14 protein-coding genes, 2 pseudogenes and 1 riboswitch are annotated in these 21,554 nt (G+C 62.2%); of the genes and pseudogenes, 8 read left to right on the forward strand and 8 right to left on the reverse strand.

Going from position 1 to position 21,554, the window contains the following annotated elements; translation table 11 throughout:
* Positions 1-203: 203 nt before the first annotated feature.
* The 5 genes and pseudogenes from LWE61_RS16005 to LWE61_RS16025 all read right to left on the reverse strand — a co-directional run bounded on the left by LWE61_RS16005 (position 204) and on the right by LWE61_RS16025 (position 6,457).
* Positions 204-932 (reverse strand): response regulator, encoded by a 729-nt coding sequence (locus LWE61_RS16005; RefSeq protein WP_234151657.1) that lies wholly within the window; start codon positions 930-932, stop codon positions 204-206.
* Positions 929-3,598, reverse strand: a pseudogene (locus LWE61_RS16010) (DUF4118 domain-containing protein). Before LWE61_RS16010 ends, LWE61_RS16005 begins: the two are co-directional and overlap by 4 nt.
* Complete coding sequence (gene kdpC / locus LWE61_RS16015; protein ID WP_234151658.1) at positions 3,598-4,185, reverse strand: potassium-transporting ATPase subunit KdpC; 588 nt, start codon at positions 4,183-4,185, stop codon at positions 3,598-3,600. Before kdpC ends, LWE61_RS16010 begins: the two are co-directional and overlap by 1 nt.
* A gap of 25 nt (positions 4,186-4,210) precedes the next feature.
* Positions 4,211-5,626: pseudogene (gene kdpB, locus LWE61_RS16020) on the reverse strand (potassium-transporting ATPase subunit KdpB); the annotation flags it as partial.
* Positions 5,627-5,857: 231 nt separating this feature from the next.
* Positions 5,858-6,457, reverse strand: coding sequence for a PepSY-associated TM helix domain-containing protein (locus LWE61_RS16025; RefSeq protein WP_234151659.1), 600 nt, complete (start codon positions 6,455-6,457; stop codon positions 5,858-5,860).
* A 359-nt stretch (positions 6,458-6,816) separates the two neighbouring features.
* A riboswitch (cobalamin riboswitch) is annotated at positions 6,817-7,060 on the reverse strand.
* Between the two features lie 128 nt (positions 7,061-7,188).
* Here LWE61_RS16025 and LWE61_RS16030 point away from each other — a divergent pair.
* The 6 genes from LWE61_RS16030 to LWE61_RS16055 all read left to right on the forward strand — a co-directional run bounded on the left by LWE61_RS16030 (position 7,189) and on the right by LWE61_RS16055 (position 14,081).
* Positions 7,189-7,602 carry a DUF2946 family protein gene (locus tag LWE61_RS16030; protein WP_234151660.1) on the forward strand — a complete coding sequence of 138 codons (414 nt, stop codon included), beginning with the start codon at positions 7,189-7,191 and terminating at the stop codon, positions 7,600-7,602.
* A gap of 290 nt (positions 7,603-7,892) precedes the next feature.
* Complete coding sequence (locus LWE61_RS16035; protein ID WP_234151661.1) at positions 7,893-8,360, forward strand: copper chaperone PCu(A)C; 468 nt, start codon at positions 7,893-7,895, stop codon at positions 8,358-8,360.
* Positions 8,347-8,931 (forward strand): SCO family protein, encoded by a 585-nt coding sequence (locus LWE61_RS16040; RefSeq protein WP_234151662.1) that lies wholly within the window; start codon positions 8,347-8,349, stop codon positions 8,929-8,931. Before LWE61_RS16035 ends, LWE61_RS16040 begins: the two co-directional genes overlap by 14 nt.
* Positions 8,932-8,969: 38 nt before the next feature.
* On the forward strand, positions 8,970-10,976 hold the full coding sequence (locus LWE61_RS16045) for a TonB-dependent receptor family protein (protein ID WP_234151663.1): 2,007 nt from the start codon (positions 8,970-8,972) through the stop codon (positions 10,974-10,976).
* A gap of 41 nt (positions 10,977-11,017) precedes the next feature.
* Positions 11,018-13,153: a TonB-dependent siderophore receptor gene (locus LWE61_RS16050; protein WP_234151664.1), complete on the forward strand. Its 2,136-nt coding sequence runs from the start codon at positions 11,018-11,020 to the stop codon at positions 13,151-13,153.
* 16 nt (positions 13,154-13,169) lie between these two features.
* A complete protein-coding gene (locus LWE61_RS16055; protein WP_234151665.1) occupies positions 13,170-14,081 on the forward strand; it encodes an alpha/beta hydrolase in 912 nt (303 codons plus the stop codon).
* Positions 14,082-14,288: 207 nt separating this feature from the next.
* Here LWE61_RS16055 and LWE61_RS16060 read toward each other — a convergent pair whose 3' ends face one another.
* The 3 genes from LWE61_RS16060 to LWE61_RS16070 all read right to left on the reverse strand — a co-directional run bounded on the left by LWE61_RS16060 (position 14,289) and on the right by LWE61_RS16070 (position 19,455).
* On the reverse strand, positions 14,289-15,548 hold the full coding sequence (locus LWE61_RS16060; RefSeq protein WP_326490654.1) for an MFS transporter: 1,260 nt from the start codon (positions 15,546-15,548) through the stop codon (positions 14,289-14,291).
* A 3-nt stretch (positions 15,549-15,551) separates the two neighbouring features.
* Entirely contained in the window at positions 15,552-18,023 is a 2,472-nt protein-coding gene (locus tag LWE61_RS16065; protein ID WP_234151667.1) for a TonB-dependent receptor, read from the reverse strand.
* A 121-nt stretch (positions 18,024-18,144) separates the two neighbouring features.
* Positions 18,145-19,455, reverse strand: coding sequence for a CaiB/BaiF CoA transferase family protein (locus LWE61_RS16070; protein WP_234151668.1), 1,311 nt, complete (start codon positions 19,453-19,455; stop codon positions 18,145-18,147).
* Positions 19,456-19,812: 357 nt separating this feature from the next.
* Between LWE61_RS16070 and LWE61_RS16075 the strand changes: the two genes are divergently transcribed.
* Both LWE61_RS16075 and LWE61_RS16080 read left to right on the forward strand, forming a co-directional pair.
* Positions 19,813-20,688: a helix-turn-helix domain-containing protein gene (locus LWE61_RS16075; protein WP_234151669.1), complete on the forward strand. Its 876-nt coding sequence runs from the start codon at positions 19,813-19,815 to the stop codon at positions 20,686-20,688.
* 228 nt (positions 20,689-20,916) lie between these two features.
* Entirely contained in the window at positions 20,917-21,471 is a 555-nt protein-coding gene (locus tag LWE61_RS16080) for a gamma carbonic anhydrase family protein (RefSeq protein ID WP_234151670.1), read from the forward strand.
* Positions 21,472-21,554 lie beyond the last annotated feature (83 nt).

The following is a 21,554-nucleotide window of genomic DNA, read 5'->3' on the forward strand; positions in this document are numbered from 1 at the left end:
CACCTCATCGAAGCAGGTGCCTCACATACGCAGTCAGGGATAGGAACTCGAGATTGGGAAAGGCGATTTCCCGTTGGAATTGCATAGGAATTTGAAGAAATGCCGCCCGAAGGCCATCATGCGCAACGCCTGATCCGCAGTCCACAGGCGCCGGGGCAAGGGCGCGGGCGATAGGGACAGGTGACGACGGGCGGCGCGCGCCGTCAGCCGCCGCCGGCGGCGAACTCGTCCGTCTCCCCCTCGACATTGAAGCGCAGCCGGTATCCGATACCCAATTCGTTGCCAATGATCCGCGGCCGCTGGGGATCGGTTTCCAGCTTCTGGCGCAGAGTGCGGACCAGCACCCGCAGATATTCGACATGATGCTCCCACTCATGGGGCCAGACATGCCCCATGATCTGGGCATGGGTGATGACCCGACCGGGGAATTTGGCGAGTTGCGCCAGCACCCCATATTCCTTGGGCGTCAGATGCACCTCGCGGCCAGCCTTCGACACCGTTCGGGCGATCAGGTCGATCTCCACATCCCCGGCGCGCACCATGGAGACGCCGCCGTCCTTCGTCATGCGGTTGCGCAGCGCCACGCGCACCCGCGCCAGCAGTTCGTCCGTGTCGAACGGCTTGGTCAGATAATCATCCGCGCCCAGATCCAGCGCGGCCACCTTCTGGTCCGTCGTATCCCGCGCCGACACGATGATGAGCGTGGTGTCGGACTGCTGCTTGAACAGCGGCACCAGCTCCAGCCCGTCGCGATCCGGCAGGCCGAGGTCGAGCAGGCTGATGTCGGGCCGCTCCTCCCGGAGCTTTACGAGCGCCTCCCGCCCGTTTTCCGCCTCGATGATGGCATAGTCGGCGCGGGCCAGCGCCACGTGGATCAGCTTGCGGATATGCGGCTCGTCGTCGACGATCAGAACCTTGTGGCGCACTTTCATAGGATGTCCTCACGCGGCAAGTCGGAAAGGATGAGCGATTGGGGTATGGTGATGGTGAAGCAGGCGCCGACCGGCTCCCCCCTGTTGGCGGCGGAGACGGTCAGGCCCATCGCCTCCGCAAACCCCTTGACGATGGCGAGGCCGAGGCCGGTTCCATGCTTCGCCCTGTCCGATCCCTCCAGACGGGTGAAGGTGTCGAAGACGCGCATCTCCGATCCCGCCGGGATGCCCGGCCCCTCGTCCAGCACCGACAGCAGGATGGCGTCCGGCGTGCGCCGGCCCCGGACGATGACGGGCGTGCCCGGATCGGCATAGCGCCCCGCATTGTCGAGCAGGTTGATGAGGCAGTGATGCAGCAGGGTGGGATCGACGCGGACCAGCGGTATGTCCGGCGATATGTCGACCTTTACCTCATGCCCGGCCAGCGACTGCCGCGTGTCATGCGCCGCCCCCGCGACCGCATCGAACAGGTCGGTCGGCTCGACCAGGAGCGGCAGCGCCCCGGCATCCACCCGCGCCATGTCGAGGAGGTTGGCGACGAAGCGGTTGAGGCGTTGCGCCTCCACCTCCACCGTGTCGAGCAGTTCGGACGGCTGATCGCGCTTCAGTTCATGAATGGCGGAGAGGATCGTGGTGAGCGGCGTGCGCAGGTCATGGCTGACCGACGAGAGCAGCGCGGAACGCAGCCGGTCCCGCTCATGCACCTGCCGCGCGTCCAGCATCTCCTCCTCCAGCGCCATGCGGTCGAAGGCAATGGACGCCTGATCGAGCAGGCTCATCAGCAGGGGTATCTGGTCCGAACGCAGGGGCAGGCCCGCATCCTCCCGCGCCAGCCCCAGAACGCCCAGCACTCCGCGCGTGGTGCGCAGCGGATGGAACAGCCAGTCGGAGGCGGTGAGCGTGGAGGAGCCGCGCCCGGCGGGCTGTTCATAATCCATGGCCCATTGTGCGGCCGCCTTCTCGATATGCTCCAGCCTGTCCTCCGGCGGCACGGCGGCGCGCAGTTGCGGCCCGTCGCGGGAGGGCAGGAGCAGGACGGTGCGGACGGACAGCAGGCGCGACACCTCCGCACAGATGGCCTGCATCAGCTCCTCCTGACTGGCCGATGCGGTGAGCTGGCGCGAGAAGCCCGCGAGCGCCGCATTCTGGCGCGCGCTGGACTGGGCGAGATCGGCCTGCGCGCGGACCCGCGCCGCGAATTGGCTGGTCACGACCGCCACCCCCAGCAGGATGAGGACGCTGATGACATTTTCGGGATTGGCGACGGTCAGCGTGCCCGTCGGTGGCAGAAAGAAGAAATTATAGGCGAGGCTGGACAACAGCCCGGAAAACAGGCCCGCCCGCATACCGAACGTGGCCGCCGCGAACATCACCGGGATGAGGTAGAGCAGCGCGATATTGCCCAAGTCGATCGTCTCGACCAGCAACCGCCCCAGCGCGGTCATGACCAGGATCATCAACGCCGACCAGACATAGTCGATCGGCCTGCCCCAGTTCTGGCCGAGCGCCCTGCCCACCCGCTTCGGCCTGCGCGCGACATCCTCACCGGGCAGGACATGGACGGCCACGTCACCGATTTCCCGGACAAGCTGATCGACCACCGATCCATGGCGCAGTTCGAACCACCAGGATCGGGCCGACTTGCCGATCACGATCTGCGTCGCCCGCACGTCCGCGACATAATGGCGCAGTCCCTCCACGACGGAGGGGGCGGGAATGGTGGCGGTCATCGCGCCGAGCCGGGAGGCCAGCGCCATGGTGTCGGCCAGTTGCTCCCGCTCTTCATGCGTAAAGGCGAGGCTTCGCTGGGTTTCGATATGGACGGCGGACCATGGCGCCTTCAGCGCATCGGCCAGGCGCTTGGCGGCGCGGACCAGCCCCTGCGCGCCCGGCACCTCGCTGATCGCGACGAGGATGCGCTCGCCCGCCGCGAAACTGCCCGCCAGCGCATGGGCGCGCACATAATCGAGCATCTGCGCGTCCACCGCCTGCGCGGCGCGGCGCAGCGCCATCTCCCGCAGGGCGGTGAGGTTCGATTTGGAGAAGAAATGGCCCAGCGCGCGGGTCGCCTCCTGCGGGATATAGACCTTGCCGTCCTTCAGCCGCTCGATCAGTTCGTCGGGCGGAATATCGACGACCTCTATGTCCGCCATTTCCAATATGGAATCGGGCACCGTCTCCCGCACGCGGATGCGCGTGAAGGAGGCGACGACATCGTTCAGGCTCTCCAAATGCTGGATATTGACGGTCGAATAGACGTTGATGCCGGCGTCGAGCAGCTCCTCCACATCCTGATAGCGTTTGGGGTGGCGGCTGCCCGCCGCATTGGTGTGGGCCAGTTCATCGACCAGCGCCAGTTGCGGCCGACGCTCCAATATGGCGTCAATGTCCATCTCGCCCAGCCGGTGGCCCGCATGGTCCACGGTGCGCCGGGCGATAACCTCATGCCCGACCAGCAGCGCCTCTGTCTCCTTGCGGCCATGCGCCTAGACCACGCCGACCACCACATCGACCCCGGCCCTGAGCCGCTGCATCCCGTCGGTCAGCATCTCATAGGTCTTGCCGACTCCCGGCGCAGCGCCGAGGAATATCTTGAGACGGCCACGGCCTTCCTGCGCCGCTTCGCGCAGGAAGGCCTCCGGGTCTCGACGGGTAGGATCGCTCATCAAGGCTTGGTAGCGCCGATCCGGTCGAGGCGTCGATTGATTTCCAGCACATTGACGCGCGGCTCCCCCAACACTCCCAGCAGAGGCCGCTCTATGGACTGTTCGACCAGCCCGCGCACCATGGCGCCGGGGATGCGCCGCGCGGCCGCGACACGCTCCACCTGATAAAAAGCCGCCTCAGGCGTGATGGGGGGATCGAGACCTGAGGCGGAGGCCGTCACCAGATCGGACGGAACGGGGGAATCTGGTGCCGTTTTCTGTAATGTTCTGACGTCGCCCCCCACCCGGTCGGCCAGCGCCTGCGACGTGGGGCCGAGGTTGGAGCCCGACGAGGCGAGGCCGTCATAGCCCTTGCCCGCTGCGGAAGGGCGCGGATGGAAATAGCGGTCGGCGGTGAACGCCTGTCCGATCAGCCGCGATCCGACGATCCGTCCGTCCTGCACGATCAGGCTGCCATTGGCTTGCGACGGAAACAGGATCTGGCCGATACCGGTCAGGGCAAGCGGATAGGCCAGCCCCAGCAGAATGGCGAAGAGGATCGTCATGACCAGAGCGGGCCGGAACGATGTGACTATATCCTTGTACATGTTCAATTCCCCAGAGTTCCATTCTTCAGACGAGGCCCAGGCCGCCCACGGCCAGGTCGATGAGCTTGATGCCGACGAACGGCGCGATGAGGCCGCCCAGCCCATAGATGGCGAGGTTGCGGGCCAGCAGCGGACCGGCGCCAATGGGGCGATAGGTCACGCCCCGCAGCGCCAGCGGCACCAGCAGCGGGATGATGAGCGCGTTGAAGATGATCGCCGACAGGATCGCGCTCTGCGGCGTGGCGAGGCCCATGACGTTGAGCACGCCCAGCCCCGGATAGAGCACCACGAACATGGCGGGGATGATCGCGAAATATTTCGCCACGTCGTTCGCCACGGAGAAGGTGGTGAGCGCGCCCCGCGTCATCAGCAACTGTTTGCCCAGCCCGACGACCTCGATCAGCTTGGTCGGATCGCTGTCGAGATCGACCATGTTGCCCGCTTCCCGCGCGGCCTGCGTGCCGGTGTTCATCGCCACGCCCACGTCGGCCTGCGCCAGCGCGGGCGCGTCGTTGGTGCCGTCGCCGCACATGGCGACCAGCCGGCCGCCCTCCTGTTCCTTGCGGATCAGGGCCAGCTTGTCCTCCGGCGTGGCCTGCGCGAGGAAATCGTCCACGCCCGCCTCCGCCGCGATGGAGGCGGCGGTCAGCGGATTGTCGCCGGTAATCATCACCGTGCGGATGCCCATCTGGCGCAGTTCACCGAACCGTTCACGGATACCCGCCTTCACAATATCCTTGAGGAAGATCGCGCCCAGCAGTTCACCGTCCTGCGCCACGGCCAGTGGCGTGCCGCCCGCGCGGGCAATTTCGTCAGTGATGCGGCGCAGATCGTCTGCCGTCCCGGTGCCGCCCACGCCAGGCAACGCCTTCAGGATGGAGTCCACCGCCCCCTTTCGGATGGTCGATCCGTCGATGGTCACGCCGGACACGCGGGTCTGCGCAGTGAAGGCGATGATCTCCGCATCCGCTGGCAGCGCCTGCACGGTCTGGCCGAATTTCTCGCGCGCCAGCAGGACGATGGAGCGGCCCTCCGGCGTTTCGTCGGCGAGGCTGGCGAGCAGCGCGGCCTCCGCCAGCCGGGCGGGGGTCGCGCCGCCCACGGGGCGAAACTCGGTCGCCTGCCGGTCCCCCACGGTGATGGTGCCGGTCTTGTCCAGGAGCAGCACATCGATGTCGCCCGCCGCCTCCACCGCGCGGCCCGACTTGGCCAGCACGTTGAAGCGCACCAGCCGGTCCATGCCCGCAATGCCGATGGCGGACAGCAGCGCCGCGATGGTGGTGGGGATGAGCGTGATGAGGAGCGCGGCGAGGATCGACACCGGGATCGAGCCGCCCGCATAGCTGGCGAAGCTGGGGATGGTGGCGACCGCGATCAGGAAGATGATGGTCAGGCCGACGAGAAGCAGGGTGAGCGCGATCTCGTTGGGCGTCTTCTGCCGCATTGGTGACGTCTTCCGCCGCCAAGGCCGCGGAGGTCTGGACAATGATCGCAAGAGCCGATGCCGTTGCCAGCACCTGTGCGGACCCAATTGTGTTTTTCATGAAATTCCCCCTGATATCCGGTCGCAATAAACACGATTGCGGAATGATACAACATATCATTTGTTGTAATATGTGGCTGTCGGCGTGGTCGCACTTAACGCCTTTGCTTGCCTGCGGTCCTGCGCAGCCTATCGAGCACATTTGCTGCGCCAACGAACAAGACCAGTTATGAAGAGAATTGCTGGCACCAGCCCCAAGAAGGCAACTAAGCTACGCCCGATCAATCCGAATGCCTCTCCGCCATGCAGCGGATAGAGCCAGAGCACGATGCGATCACTGACAGAGCCTTGCGGCGCGTTATGGATCGCCAGCACGCGGCCATTATATTGATCGATCCAGACGCTGCTTTTGGGAAAGCGCCTGCTCGGTTCGCCAGTTTGCCAGAAGCGGACGACATAAGCGTCTTCGCCTTTTGACGGCACCTTGACCCATCGCAGATTGCCATCGGGCACCACTGCGCCCGCGATTGCCAGGACGCGATCGACATTCAATCGCCGTCCGCCGTCTGTCGATCCGGAGACGGGATCAGGCATGCGGGATAACGGCGAGGCCATCGCCAGTAACGGCCTCACCTGCTTGGGCAAACTCATGGCAACCGCTGTTAATGCGCTCAGGACCAGGAGGATCAGGCTCGCAAGCCCGATGAGGCGATGCGTGTCGTAGATCTTGCGCTGCCCTGTCCCTTGAAAGCGGAAAGCGAGGCGGCTGATGACCTCGATCCGGCCCATCTGCTGATCTCCCTATGGAGTCCAGAAGGAGGCTTCTATCGCCCCCTCGGTCCGGGTGATATTTTCCATGCGGGACATCACCTGCCTCCTTTCGGAGTCCTAAAAGAGGCTCCTCATTGGATTGGCCGTCGCAAATTGGCCCTGCATCAACAAGGCGGGGGAGACCGGACGATTACGAGCGCGGAGCCGCCATCAAGTTACGAACGGTGAGGAACAGCCCGGGTAACCTGCCCGAAACTGTTACAGCGAAGGGATCCGGGCGCAGACAAGCGACCGGTGGTCGCCCACCGCTGCGGTTCCCACCGCAATTCGCCGCTCAGACGGAGAACCGTGCCCTGACCATCCCCTGGACCAAAGCAAGAGCGACCATATCGTCGGCAGGTCTCCTGGCTCACGGGTCACAGCTTGATGCACGGCCTTCCCAGGCCTCGCAGGATTTAGCGTCCGGCCCAGTGGCTGACGGTGGGAAACTCTGTTCCGCCGTCCATATGCATCGCGCTCGCCGCTTACAGTTGCAGGGACAGCCCTGGCTTGAGGTGGAGAACCACCCCACCATGTTCCCTATTAAGCCTCTCTCGAGGCACCGACGCGATCATCAGCACCGGATTTGTCCCCGGCACTGGCAATGCGGATATGCGAATCATTCTCGATCCGCAAGATGCGTGCGAAAAATGCCATAGGACATTCTGTCACATGACTTTCGGATCGAACGACGATAAGGGCGCATTTCGATGTCGGTCTTCCGCGCCCTGATCCGCGATCATCGCAGTCTCGCTCTTATTGTGGCGATGCTGGCGCTGTGCGTGAAATTCGTGGTGCCGCAGGGCTATATGTTTGCGCCCACGATGACGAAGTTTCTGACCGTGCAGCTTTGCTTCGACGGAATCGAGCATCGGACGACAACCATCGCCATTCCGATCGACGCCAAGAAGAGCCAAGGCCACCATGACGACGGCGGCAAGCCTGATGGCAAGTGCGCCTTCACTGCACTTGGCATGGGCGCGCTTGGCGGAGCGGATGCGCCTCTGCTGGCAATCGCGCTGGCTTTCATCCTGGCGCTTGGCTTTGCTCCCATCCGTCCCGTGGTTCCGGACCGTTCCTCCTATCTTCGACCACCGCTGCGCGGTCCCCCGGCCCTTAACTGACATTCTGAGCTGAATTGTCGGAAAAAGCCGGCGTGTGCATTGTGCATACTGCCCGGCGAGCCGGAGTTTTCCCATGTTCCCTATTCAACGGGCGGCCTTGCCGTCCGAAGGTGGCCGTCCGTGAGCCTCCTTCACCTGAGCCATGATCAGGCCTGCGCGTTGCGCCGGTTCCGCCGCCGCACATGGGCCGTTGTCATCCTGTGCGTGGTCGGCCGGATCGCCGTGTCCTTCATCCATCCCGATGGCGGCGGCACTTCGTCAGCGCCCTCTCCTTTTCAGGAAACTCGATCATGATCCGCACAATGATACTCGGCGGCGCGCTGGCGCTTGCCTCTGCCGCGCCGCTCGCTGCCCATGATTATACCGTTGGCGCCATCGCCCTCGATCATCCCTGGGCGCGCGAGACGGCCCCCGGGCAGAAGGCGGGCGGCGGCTTCGTCTCTATCCACAATAGCGGTAAAACGTCCGACCGCCTGATTAGTGGGTCAACGCCTGTCGCGGCCGAAGTGCAGGTCCACAGCGTCAACATGGACGGCGGCATCATGCGTATGCGCCGCATGACGGATGGGCTGTCCATCGCACCGGGGGAAACCGTGGTCCTCAAGCCCGGCAGCTTCCATGTGATGTTCGTTGGCCTGAAACAGCCGCTAAAAGCTGGCACGACGATCCCCGTCACGCTGCGCTTTCAAAAGGCCGGCGCGATCAGGGTGCAGTTCGCAGTGCAGTCGCTCATCGGAGGTGACCATGGCTCGCACTGATCGCCTCCGACTGCTGGTGCTGGCGGTCTTTGCCTCGCTGACGCCACTGGCTCTGTCCGCGTGCGGAACAGCACCGCAGAACAAGGCGGAAGGGCCCGGCTCAGCCCCCTTCACCCTCTCCGGAGCTAACGGCCGCCCCGTCAGCGACTACACTTTGAAGGGCAAGCCCTATGCGATCTTCTTCGGCTTCACACGCTGCCCGGACGTGTGCCCGACGACGCTCGCCCGCATGGCGCATCTGCGCAAGGCCATGGGCGCCGATGGAGCAAAGTTCGCCATCGTCTTCGTCTCCGTCGATCCGGAACACGACAAGCCCGCCGATATCGGTCGCTATGTCGACCTGTTCGGAACGCCCATTATCGGCGCTACCGGCTCCAAAGCCCAGATCGATGCCATCACGAAGAATTTCGGCGTCTTCTACCAGAAGGTGCCGCAGCCCGGCGGCGACTACACCATCGATCATAGCGCCATCGTTATCCTGATGGACCGCAAAGGCCATTTTGCCGGCACGCTCTCCGACAGCGAAGACGAGAAAGCCTCGCTCGCCAAACTCAAGCCGCTCGTCGCCTGACTGACGCGGCCTTCAAACAGATCAAAAAGGGGAAATCCATGAAACCATCCATTCTCGCGCTCAGCGCCGTCGTCCTGGCCGCCGCCGCGCCTGTCCGTGCACAGGGGGCTACAGACGCCGGAGAGGAAAATCGCGGCACGATCATCGTCGTTGGACATAAGGCGACGGACGATGCGGAGGCGCAGGTGCGCCGGACTGCCGGCGGCGCGGACGTCGTGCCCTATAGCGATTACGCCGATCGCTCGCTCGTATCGCTGCGCGATACGCTGGCCTTCTCGCCAGGCGTCTACACCCAGCCGCGCTTCGGACAGGAGGTGCGAATTTCCATTCGCGGTTCCGGTCTGTCGCGCGGTTTCCACATGCGGGGACTCACGCTGTTGCAGGACGGCATTCCCATCAACCTTGCCGACGACAATGGCGACTTTCAGGAATTGGAGCCGATCTTCTTCGACCATCTGGAGGTCTATCGCGGCGGCAATGCCCTCCGCTTTGGATCGGGCACGCTGGGCGGCGCCATCAATGGCGTGACACCCACGGGACGGGATGCGCCGGGTCTCTATCTGCGCGGCGATTTCGGCAGCTATAATATGGTGCGCGGCCTGGCTTCGCTGGGCGGCGTATCAGGCCCCGCCGACTATTGGTTCGGGCTCAGCGCGGACAGCTCAGACGGTGACCGCGATCATGCCAAGCGCCACAGCGTCCGCTTCAACGGCAATGTGGGTTTGAAACTGTCCGACATCGTCTCGACCCGCTTTTACGCAAGTGTCACCCATCTGAAGCAGCAGCTTCCCGGAGCCCTGACGGCAACAGTCGCACTCACCGCTCCGCGTACCGGCAATTTCGTATCGGACCAGCAGCGCAACATCGATTCCTTACGCTTCCAGAATCGCACCACATTCGACTGGGGGGCAACGACACTGAATGTCGCCCTCTTTGCCAATGTGAAGGATCTCTACCATCCGATCTTTCAGGTCATCGACCAGGGATCGACCGACTATGGGGCGATGGCACGGCTGGAGCATGAAGCCGGCCCTATCTCCTTCACGCTGGGCGGCGAAATCCGCCGCGGCAGCACGCGGGCGCGCCAATATGTGAACGTCAACGCGGCGCGCGGCGCACTGACCTTTGACGCCGATCAGGACGCACGCACCGCCAACCTCTATGGAGAAGCGCGTATCAAGGCGACCGACTGGCTGACGCTTATCGCTGGCGGCATCTATGCCGATGGCTTGCGCAAACGCACTGTCCGGTTCAGCAGCACGCCAACACAGGACGGCCGCATAGCATTCAACCAGTTCTCGCCGAAATTCGGCCTGCTGATCGACGCCTCGCCTGATATCCAGCTTTTCGCCAATTATAGCCGCTCGGCTGAATTCCCCGGCTTCGGCGAGGTGTTTCAGACTGTGGGCACCACCAGCGCTTTTATAGGCGCCATCCAGCCGCAACGTGCCTGGACGGCTGAGGTTGGCACGCGTGGACGAAAGGGTTGGGCGAGCTGGGACATCGCCCTCTATCGCGCGGATCTGCGCGGCGAGATGCTGCAACATAACACCGCAGCCGGTCTTGTGCCCGCCGCCACCTTTAACGCCGACCGCACCATCCATCAGGGCGTGGAGGCAAGTCTCAGCCTCGAACCCGTAAGCTGGCTGCGTTTTCGGCAGGTCTGGCAATATTCGGATTTCCGCTTCAACGGTGATACCGCGTTCGGCAACAACCGGCTGCCCGTCATTCCGCGCCATGTGCTTCGCAGTGAAATCCGGGCGGGGACGGAAGCGCTGCACATCGCGCCCAATCTCGAATGGGTGCCGCAAGGCCCTTATGCCGACTATGCCAATACCACACGTACGCGAGGCTATGCGCTAATCGGCCTGTCAGCGGGCGCGACGGTAAAGGAAGGTATCGACCTGTTCCTCGACGTGCGCAATATCACTGGCAAGAAGGCGATCGGCGACATCTCCGCCGTGCTGACTGCGACGCCTTCGTCCGCCATCTATTATCCGGTTGAACGCACCGCCGTCTACGGCGGCGTCCGGGTACGTTTCTGACCATGGCGAGCCACACCACCGATTTCACAGGATATGACTCCATGAAAGCCATCCTGCATATGGCTGCGGGCGCGATCCTCGTGACCGCGTCGCCCGTCATCGCCCAGACTCCGCAGAACAAGCAAAATGGCGCCGCGCATCAGGCGCCTAGCTGGATCAACGCCGATATTGTCGTAACCGGGGAGCGTCTGTCCTACAGCAGCCCAAATTCCGGATCGGCCACGCGCACCGATACGCCTCTCCTCGAAATCCCGCAGTCGGTCCAGGTCATCACTCGTTCGCTGATCCAGGAGCAGGATCGCCGCACGCTGGGCGAGGCGCTGGTCAATGTCTCGGGCGTGGTGCCGACACGGTCCGAGGAGATGGTGCTGATCCCGCCGCTCGTGCGGGGCTTTCCGGCCGAAGTCTATCTGGACGGTCTGCCCATCTATGCTGGCAATCAGCAGGCGTTCGATCCGAGCAGCCTTGCGGGTGTCGAGCGGATCGAGGTACTCAAGGGTCCGAGCGCCACGCTCTACGGCGGCGGTCTGGGTACGCCGCTCGGCGGTATCATCACTATCGAATCCACCCGCCCCGGCGACAAGCTCGGCGGATATGTCGCAATGCGCGGTGGCAGCTTTTCGACCTGGAACCCCTATGGCGACATCAATGTGCCGCTGGCATCGGGCATAGCGGCAAGGGTATCGGCCGAATATCAGAGCAATGACAGCTGGATCGATCAGGTCCATGGGCGACGCTGGTCCGTCCAGCCCAGCCTGTCCTTCCAGATCGGTCCACGCACCGACCTTCTCCTCCAGAGCCAGTTCAACCACCGTGCGCAGCTCGAATATTCGGGCTTGCCGGCAGAACAGGCGCTGGCCGGGCTGATCGACCGCAATGCCTTCCCCGGCTCCCCCAAGGGTCAGCCGCTGACCACCAACAACAACCAGATGGTTCTGGCGACGCTGCGCCATGGCGTTACCGATGACGTCAAGCTGACTGTCAGCGGGCGCTACTATAACAGCTCGATCCGCGAGAGCGGCAGCTTCATCAGTCCGGATTTCTTCGCGCCCGATCCGACCACGCCGACCGTCTATCCGACCATCCCGATCACGATGATCACCGACACCAGGGAGGCGACATTCGACGCCAACCTGGCCGCAAAAGCCTACATGCTGGGCGGATCGCACAGCCTTATGGCTGGCATCGACTATGACTGGACCAGCTTTTCCAGCGCCATGGGGCTGTTCGTCAGCAATACGCCCGGCGGAACGATCGACCTTGCCAATCCTGTCTATGACGCGACGTTCACACCGCAATTGCCCGTCAATTCCTCGCAGGTGGATCATTATCAGACCTTCGCGGCCTATGTTCAGGATCAGGCGTCCTACGGCAGGCTCCATGTGACGGGAGCACTGCGCTACACGGTGCTCAAATTCCGCGAGACCAGCAATATCGGCGTCGCAAATGAGGAAACCTATCACCGCGTCTCGGCCCGGATCGGCGCCACCTTCGATGTCGCACCTGGCGTCGCGCTCTTTGCAGGTTATGCGACCGCGTTCCGGGCTGCCTTCGGCTTCGTCGGCGTGGGATCGCCGAAGCCAGAGACGTCTCGCAATATCGAAGGCGGGCTGAAGCTGGCGCTCCCCAAGGCCGGTCTGTCAGGCACGATTTCGGTGTTCGACCAGACCCGTGACAATGTCGCGACAGCGGATCCCGGCAATCCGGGCTTCTACATTCAGACCGGCAGCCAGCGCGCACGCGGGCTGGAAGCGGATATCGTTTGGGAGCCCACGCCCGCAATCTCCCTCCTCGCCAATTATGCTTACACGGACACCAAAGTAACCGCGGACAGTACAATCCCGGTGGGCAGCGAGTTGACGCGCGTCCCTCGGAATAGCGGGCGCATCGCCGTCCGCTACCGGGTGCTGACCGGTCCAGCCAAAGGCCTGTCGTTCGGGGCGGGTGTCACCGCGCTGAGCGCACGTCAGCTCACATTGCCGAACACGGTCAGAGTACCGGGATATGCGGTCATAGACGCGCAGGCTGCTTATGACGTCGGCCGATTTACGATCCAGGTTTCGGCGATCAATCTCGGTGGAAGCCGGGCGTTCGACAGCTATCAATATTTCGGCAATCCGCTCGTGATGCCTGTCCAGCCGCCTTCGGTCTATGTCACACTCAAGGCAAAGATCTGAAGGCAGAGAAGAAGCTATGGGGCAGTTATCCAAATTGGCGTGCCTCGGCATTGCGGTCACGCTTCTGGCAACGACAGCGAACGCACGAGCAGATGAGCCGGGCGGGTCGATCATATCGCTCTCTCCCGCAGGCGCAGGTGCATCGCTTGGCGTGCCGGAAATCCGGGAGAAGGATGAAAAGACGGGCGACATGATGATCCGCAACGTGAGCGAGCCCACCTTGGAACTCTTCCGCCCCGCCCCCGGCCGCGCGAACGGCACAGCCGTGATTGTTGCACCCGGAGGCGGCTTCGTTGGGCTGGGCTATGACGCCGGAGGGACGGCGGTCGCGCGCGCACTCGCGCTGCAAGGCGTCACCGCGTTCGTGCTGAAATATCGTACGATCCGAAGCGCTCCCGATCCGATGCAGATGCCCGAAGTCCATATGAAGGAGATGGAAAGGATCATGGCGCGGGCGAAGAGCGGCACACCGGTCGAAGTGCCGCCCTTCGCCGGGGAACCGCATGCGGTGGAGGACGGCGCCCGTGCCATGGCAATCGTGCGCCAGCGCGCGACTGAATGGGGCGTCGATCCAAAACGGGTCGGCTTTATCGGCTTTTCCGCAGGAGCCTATCTCGCCGCCGATTTGGCGATCGGAGATAAGGCATTACGACCGGATTTTGTCGCCTTGTTTTACGGGGGTTTACGAACACCTGTCCCCTCCGATGCTTCTCCAGCCTTCATCGCTGCGGCAGCGGATGACGAATATCAGCCGGATGATGCCACACAGCTCTATGCCACATGGCGAAAGGCGGGCGTGCCGGCGGAACTCCACGTCTATGAGCGTGGCGGGCACGGCTTCGATCTCAAGCCCAATGGCAAGACAAGCGGTCACTGGTTTGACGAGTTGCTCTGGTGGATGCAGTCTCGTGGCCTTATGAGGGCCTAGAAAGCCCGTCGGAAGGAACGCTCTTTGGTCCGACGCTCCTTTCTCGTCCGACCCTTTTTGGACGTTCAGTCGCCGATTTTCGATTCCCAGATTCGGACGGTCCGCTTCTAACGCCAGAGCTGTTTAATCTCTAGCGCGGTTAGGATCATCCAGGGTAGCAAAAGCTAAATGCGTCGCAGGTCAGGACAATCTCTTCAGGCACATTTCTTACGGTAGGCGACCCTCGCTGCAGGTTGGAAAATGTGGGTATGGCCCCAGGGTCGAGAGAAGGAGCGCGGCAACCAGAAAGACTGGTACCGCCGACCACAATACCGGATCATAGGTTCTCGCCACATCAAAGACGCGGTTTGATAGGAGCGGTCCCAATCCTGTCCCAAGCGCCAGCAAGGAATGGATGGTTCCAAACATCACGCCAAAACTACGCTGTCCAAAATAGCGTCCCGCCAAAAAGACTACGGCACCGAAATTCGCCCCGGAGGCCAGGCTGAAAATGGCCGTTGCGACCGCCGTCGCCATAATCGACCCCGGAATTGCCAATAACGTGATGGGAAGCACGGTGGACAATAGGGCCGCAGTAGCGGCCACCTTGCCCGCATGGATGCGATCAAGCAGATAGCCTCCACCCAATTTGCCCAGAACGGTCGCCACGCCGACGATACCCGCCAGCGCCGCCGTCGTGCTGCGCGACAGGCCGCGCTCGCTCAAAATTGGAATATAGTTCAGTGTCAGCGAAACTCCGGCCACGCTGAAGCAGAAAGCGACCAACGCGATCTTGTAGAAAGCCGGTGAACGAAATCCTTCCCTGACGGTCATCCCGGGCAAGGGTTCTGTCGAAACTTCAACCTTCCCGTCCGCTCGCCTTCTTCCCCGGTCGGCTTCGCCGCGAAAGAACAGGACGACCAATGGCAACACGACCAGCGCCCAACAGCCCCCCAATGCGAGATATGCGCTACGCCAGCCGAAATGCTCCACGAAATAATTGCCGATCACCGGGACCAGCGACGCGCTGATCCCCGTACCGCTCAGGACCACTGCGAGCGCCAGTCCGCGTCCGGCGTGGAACAGACCGGAGATGGTCGCCGTCCACACCGTAGGCATGGCCGCCGTGGCCAGGCCGACAAGCAGCCATAGGGACCACCAGGACCAGATGCTGGCGCTGGTCGTCGACATGAGCATCAGGGCGCCGCACAGCAACGCGACCGCTACCATTGCGATCCTGCGCGCGCCTACTCGGTCGATCAGCCACCCCATATAGGTCGACAGCGCTACCCCGCAAAAGGCCGTTATGGACAGGCCCGAAGCGATTTCCACTCTGCTCCACTCCAATTCCTGTTCGATGGGCGCCATCATGACCCCGATCGAATAGCTAGTGAGAGAGGCAAGTGACATACCCGCAGTAGCGGCGATAACCACTGTCCAGCTACGCCGCCATTCCGCTGCGGCTATACTCCTAAGAGTGCCCGTCATCCTCTAGCGTCCGAGATGATATTTCAGGCGCGCACCGAGCATGCGCGGCTGGTTCGGAATAAATGCATCAAAGCCAAAGGACTGGCCGAGCGTCATGAGGTAGAAGCGTTCTTTGGTCACGTTGGTCACGAAGAGACCGACATCGATCGGGCCGTCCATCACGTCGGTCCAGTTGAGATTGAGGTTCAGATTCTTCTGCGGTGGCAGCCATTGATATTGTGGCGCGCTGCTGGGCGAACCAAAGCTGCTGTCCTGATGGGTGAAGGTCGCCCCGAAGGTGATGCGTCCCACGCTCTCGTCCAGCGGCAGGACATAATTGGCCGTGATGCTGTATTTGTTGCGCGGCGTCAGAGGCAGCGGACCGCCGGGTGCCGGAACAGTGAGTGCTGTAAAGCCGACGGGCGCTGCCGGCAGCGTGATCGACTTCAATTTGGTATCGAGATAGGCATAGCCCACATCGAGCGTCAGGCCGGTAAAGGGCGTGATGGAGGCATCGACCTCCACCCCCTTGATTGTCGACTTGCCGCCATTGGCGATGCCCGCCGTCGGCACGGCCAGGAACGGGCATTGGGCGGGGTTCGTGACCAGTTCGGCGGCGGTGCAGGCGACGGTCCCGACCTGTAATTGCTGGTTACTGAAGTCGTTGTAAAAGGCTGCGACATTGAACGTGCCGCGCACCGCACCGCGAAAACTGGTCTTTGCGCCGACCTCATAGCTTTCGACCTTTTCCGGGCCCCATGTTTCAAGGCCGTAGCTGTTCACATTGACGCTGCCCTGCCGGTATCCGCGCGCATATTTGGCGTAGAGCAATATGTCTTCGGCAGGTTTGTAATCGACATCGATCAGCCATGTCGGTTTCTGCGAGGATACGCGGCGAAGCAGATCGCAGCGGGTCGGATCGGCCAGAATCTGCGCGGACGTGCCGCCCTGCACCAATGGCACCGGATTGGTGCAACTGAAGACCGGCGTATTCCCGGCGGGAAAGTTCGCCTTGTAAGATTCGCCAAGACCAGAGGTGAGATCGGAGGTGTAGCGCAGCCCCGCCGTCACGCTCAGGCTATCGGTCAGCTTGTAGGTGCCCTGCACATAGAAGCCGAGATTGCGGAAACGATATTTCGCCTGCGAGATGCTGGACGACCCCACCCGCCCCTCCAGATTGCCGCCTGCGCCATTCGACGTGTTACGCCCGCGCACATCCTCGCACTGAAAGCGCAGGATATCGACGCAGCGCAGGAACTGCGCATTCTGCGCCGCCTGAAATCCTCCGATCGGCTCGCTGAGTTCGAGATAGGCGCCGATTTGATAGGTCAACCGGTCGCCGGGTGTTCGGCCCTGCAATTGAAGTTCTTCGGTGAAGGTCGATTGCGCGACGGTGTTGCCGCTCGCACCGGGGACGATGGTGATGGCATAATTATAGGCTGCGGGACTGCTACCCGGTTCATAACCGCTGTCGCCATAGATGTTCGATGCTTCGGCCAACCGAAATTCCGCGTAGCTGGCGATATTCTTTATGGTGATCGTATCACTCGCACGCCACGTCGTCGTGTTGATGAGTTGCCACTGGCTGCTACGATGGGATGCGTTGGGCAGACCATTGGAAACATCATAATAATCGCCACTGGTCGATGCGATCTGTGCGGCATAATTGGCAGCGCGATAACCCGTGGGATTGGAAACCACGAACATCTTGGGATAGAAGCCGTTGGTGTTTGACCGGGTGTAGCTGGCGACGAAATAATTTTCGAGATTGGGCGTCAGGTCGGCGACGGCACTGAACCGAAGCGCCGTATAGTTCACGTCGGCGAAATTGCCGGGACCAACGCCGGAGACATTGCGCAAATAGCCACCCCGCGTCTGCCGGTCGACACCCAGCCGGATGCGCAAACTGTCCAGAACGGGAATATTCACCACCGCCTGAAGGCGTCGCAGGTCATAATTGCCGACGGATCCTTCGACATAGCCTTCAAGGCTGCCAGTGGGCTTTTGCGGCACCAGCAGGACAGCGCCGCCCGTGGTATTGCGCCCGAACAATGTCCCCTGCGGTCCCTTGAGTACCTGAACATTCTGGAGGTCGAAGAAAGCGCCCGGGCCCGCACCATTGCCCGACGTCACCGTACCCTGCGCACGCGGCGCCACCACTTCCGCGAAATAGACGCCTACGGACGGCGATGTCGGCCCCTCCTGCGTAAAGCCGCGCAGCGCGAATGAGGTGCTTTCCGATCCAAACCGGCTGTTCGTCGTCAGGGAGGGCGTATAGGTCGAGAGGTCGCCTGCGCTCACGATATTACGGTTGGTGAGCTGCTGCTGACTGAAGACGGTCATGGAGATGGGTACGTCCTGCAGGCGTTCCTCGACCCGGCGTGCCGTGACCACGATGTCGGCATCGCCGGCCTCCTGCGCCTGTGCGGCCACGGCACCGGCCGAGACGAAAAAGGTGGTTGCCAGACAGGCGGACCGGATCAGCGATTTCTTCATGCATCTTCTCCCTCTTTTCGGCGCGCAGATCCCGTCCCCGCCCGCCCTATCCAGCGAGACGAAGCCCCTGTCGGCGCGTCCGGTCGTTGTTTTTGTTCTGCGTGCGTGTTCAGTCGGTTGGTCAGATCACCCTGCGTTCGCGCAGATCGGTGACGGCCTCCCAATCCTTCCCCAACAGCTCGATCAGCAGTTCCTCGGTATGCTCGCCAAATTCCGGTGCCTTGCGGTGAATGCGGGCGGGCGTCTCGGAAAGGCCGATGACAAAGCCCGGCGTCTGCATCGGCCCATAGGACGGGTGATCGAAGGTCGTGACATAGTCATTGACCAGCGCCTGCGGATCGACGGCAGCATCTTCCGTCGTATTGATCGCGCAGACCGGCAGGTCGCCATTGGCGACGAGCACGGCGAGCCATTCATCGCGCGTTCGGCTGGCGAATATGCGATCAAGGATGATGACGCATTCCAGTGCATTCTCGCAGCGGGAAATATGATCGTTGAACCGCTGATCGCCCGCCAGTTCAGCCGGGCTGCCCAGCGCGGCAAGGATCGCGGGCCAGTGTGCGTCGGACTGTACCGTCGCCATCGCCAGCCATTTGCCGTCGCCGCATTTATAGGTGTTCCAGAGCGGGTTTCCCGGATCGAGGCGCGAATGCTTGTTCTGCTGCTTCATGTGGCGCGCCATGGGAGATGGCACTCGCTCGCCATTCTGACGCATCAGTTCGCGCGCGATGGGCAAACCGCGCAGCCACAGCATACTGCCGAACAGGGACGTATCGACCTTCTGCCCGATGCCATGCTTCTCGCGCGCCATCAGCGCTGCCAGCACGCCATAGGCGAGCATGATCGCCCCCATCTGGTCCGCCATGCCGCCATCGGGCATCGACGGTTCCTCATCCTCACCGGATCGCAGCAACAGCCCCGCCCGCGCCTGCCCCAGCAGGTCATAGGCTCGCGCCTTCGATTCTGGTCCCAGAGGACCGAATGCGCTGGCGGACGCATAGATCAACCGGGGATTGATCTCCCGCAGCCGTTCATAACCCAGCCCCACCCTCTCCGCGACGGAAGGCCGGAAATTCTGGATGAAGACATCGGATTTCGCGATCAGGCCGCGCACTAGCGCCTGCCCCTCCGACGATTTGAGATCGACGGTGAAGCTGCGCTTATTGCGGTTGTTCATTTCCCAATAGGGCGACGCGCCCGTGGTTTCGAGCTGGAACATTGCCCGCCCGCCATCGCCGCGCTCCCGCTCCTCAACCTTGATGACTTCCGCCCCCAGATCGCCGAGCATCGCGGCGGCCACAGGCCCTTGCTGCCAGACGGTCCAGTCTATGATGCGGATGCCGTCGAGAGGACCGCGACCTTTCTTTTCCGATTGCGCCATCGTCGCCGAACACTCTGAATCTTTTATCGCCTGCGTCGCCAGATCTTTCACCTGCAATCCTCTCCAATGGGCGCATGACATCTGCGGCTCTGGAAGCTATCGCCCCCAGGGAACCGGCCTGTTTGCCGCCTGCTTTCACTGTTGAGAGAAGAGGTATCGGCCGAGATACAAATTGTCGCGTCGCATCCGGCCAAATTTCGGACGCAGTCGGCCAAAAGACTATTGTCCGCCTCCCCGGCCATATTCAGAAACATTATCCGAATGTTTTTTCCGATACGGCGTCTTTAGTTGTAGATCGTTGGTTTGACCAAATTGGCCGATTCCGCGCTATATCTGGCCGAAGCGGATGCGACATTGCCCTTAGGACAGGCTTTGATTGCGCGTTATATATCAACGGTGACGCAAGCTATGATACAGACTGGTGAGGATATTCCACGCGGTTCCGGCGCGATGGTAGCGGAACTCTGGCCGGGCGAGACCCATCATCCGCCCATAGGAACGTCGCGTACTGCGATGTTCCTGCGCACCTACAGGCAGGGCACGGTGCCCAGTGCCGGATCGATGTCCTGCGGCGACGTGGACCTCGACGGCCCCTGGCACTTTCATGACATGCATCAGCTGATGTGCACCTTCGAAGGCGGGCTGGAGGTGGAGGTCGAGGGCGGTCGCCACCTAATCCCCCGCCAGCTCGCCGCTTGGATACCGGCGGGTATACCCCATCGCATGAACCTGCATCAGGTGCGCTCCGGATCGATCTATTTCCCCAAGGACATGGTCGCAAATCCCGGCGACCGCATCAGGGCCGTCATCGTGCCGCCCCTGATGCGGGAGATGACGAAGGAGGCGATGCGCTGGCCGCTTCATGCGCCGGACAGCCCGCAACGGACCGCCTTCTTCACCGCCATGGCCTATATGTGCGACGAGTGGATCCAGAATGAGGCGGACCTCTTCCTGCCCACCAGCGACAACGTCCGGCTGGAAAACGCCCTCCAATATACCGCCGACCATATGGACAAGAAACTGCCGGAAGTCTGCCGCCACGCCGGCATGTCCGAGCGGTCGTTCCGGCGCCATCTGAAATCCGTTTATGGTATGAGCTGGGAGGGCTATCGCGGCCAGATTCGCCTGCTCCGGGCAATTTCGCTGCTCAGTGAAACCGACCTGCCGATAGATGAGGTCGCGTCGCGATGCGGTTTTGAAAGTCCGTCGGGATTCTCACGCGCCTTTCGCGCCACCATGAACCAGGCCCCGCGCGCCTATCGCAACCATGTCCGAAACGGCTGACCCCAGCGGTCATGTATTTTGGCCGTCCTCGCATCAATCTTGGCCGAATTCGGCGCGCACGGCCTGACCGCCCCGCCTATGATCATGGAGCGGGATGACGGTGCCGGTAAGGCACCGCATCCGGAGAGGACAGGACACGGCGCCTCCGTGTTTCCCCGACCGACATGCCAGGCGATCCTCATCGACCATGGCAGACGCTCATCACGGCACCAGAGGAAGGATTATTTCATGATCGTAAAGCCCTTCAACGGAAAGACGCCGAAGATCGGCAAGAACTGCATGATCGCGGATACGGTCATGCTGATCGGGGACGTGACGATCGGAGACAATTGTTCGATCTGGCCGGGCGTCGTCATCCGGTCCGACACCACTCCGGTGGTCATCGGGAACAATGTTCATATCGAGGAGAACAGCATCCTCCACACCTCGACACATATCGAGGACAATGTGATGATCGGCCATGGCTGCACGATTGAGGCATTCATCGGCCATGATACGATGCTGGGCAACACGGCCTCGCTGATGCCCATGTCACGGGTCGGAGCCTATTGCTGCATCGCCGCCGGCAGCGTGCTGACCGAGATGAAGGAAATCCCCGACTATAGTTTTGCACTGGGCAGCCCAGCAAAGGTGCATTCGACCATCGACCCGTCCAACCCCAAGCATGTGATGCGCTTGTCCACCACCTATCTGAACGGTGATCGCGGCATGCGGGTGCTGGCGCAGAAATATATCGACCAGAGCATCTGGGACTATGTGCCGGAAATGGCCGAAGCGGTTTAGTTCTCTCCCTGAGCGCTTCCGTGGCAGGAGCGCCCATTTTTTCTTCTTCGTGAACAGGAAACGGCAGGCAGCGGCGATAGAGG

The sequence above is a fragment of the Sphingobium sufflavum genome (assembly GCF_021403115.1).
In the GTDB taxonomy this organism is placed as follows: domain Bacteria; phylum Pseudomonadota; class Alphaproteobacteria; order Sphingomonadales; family Sphingomonadaceae; genus Sphingobium; species Sphingobium sufflavum.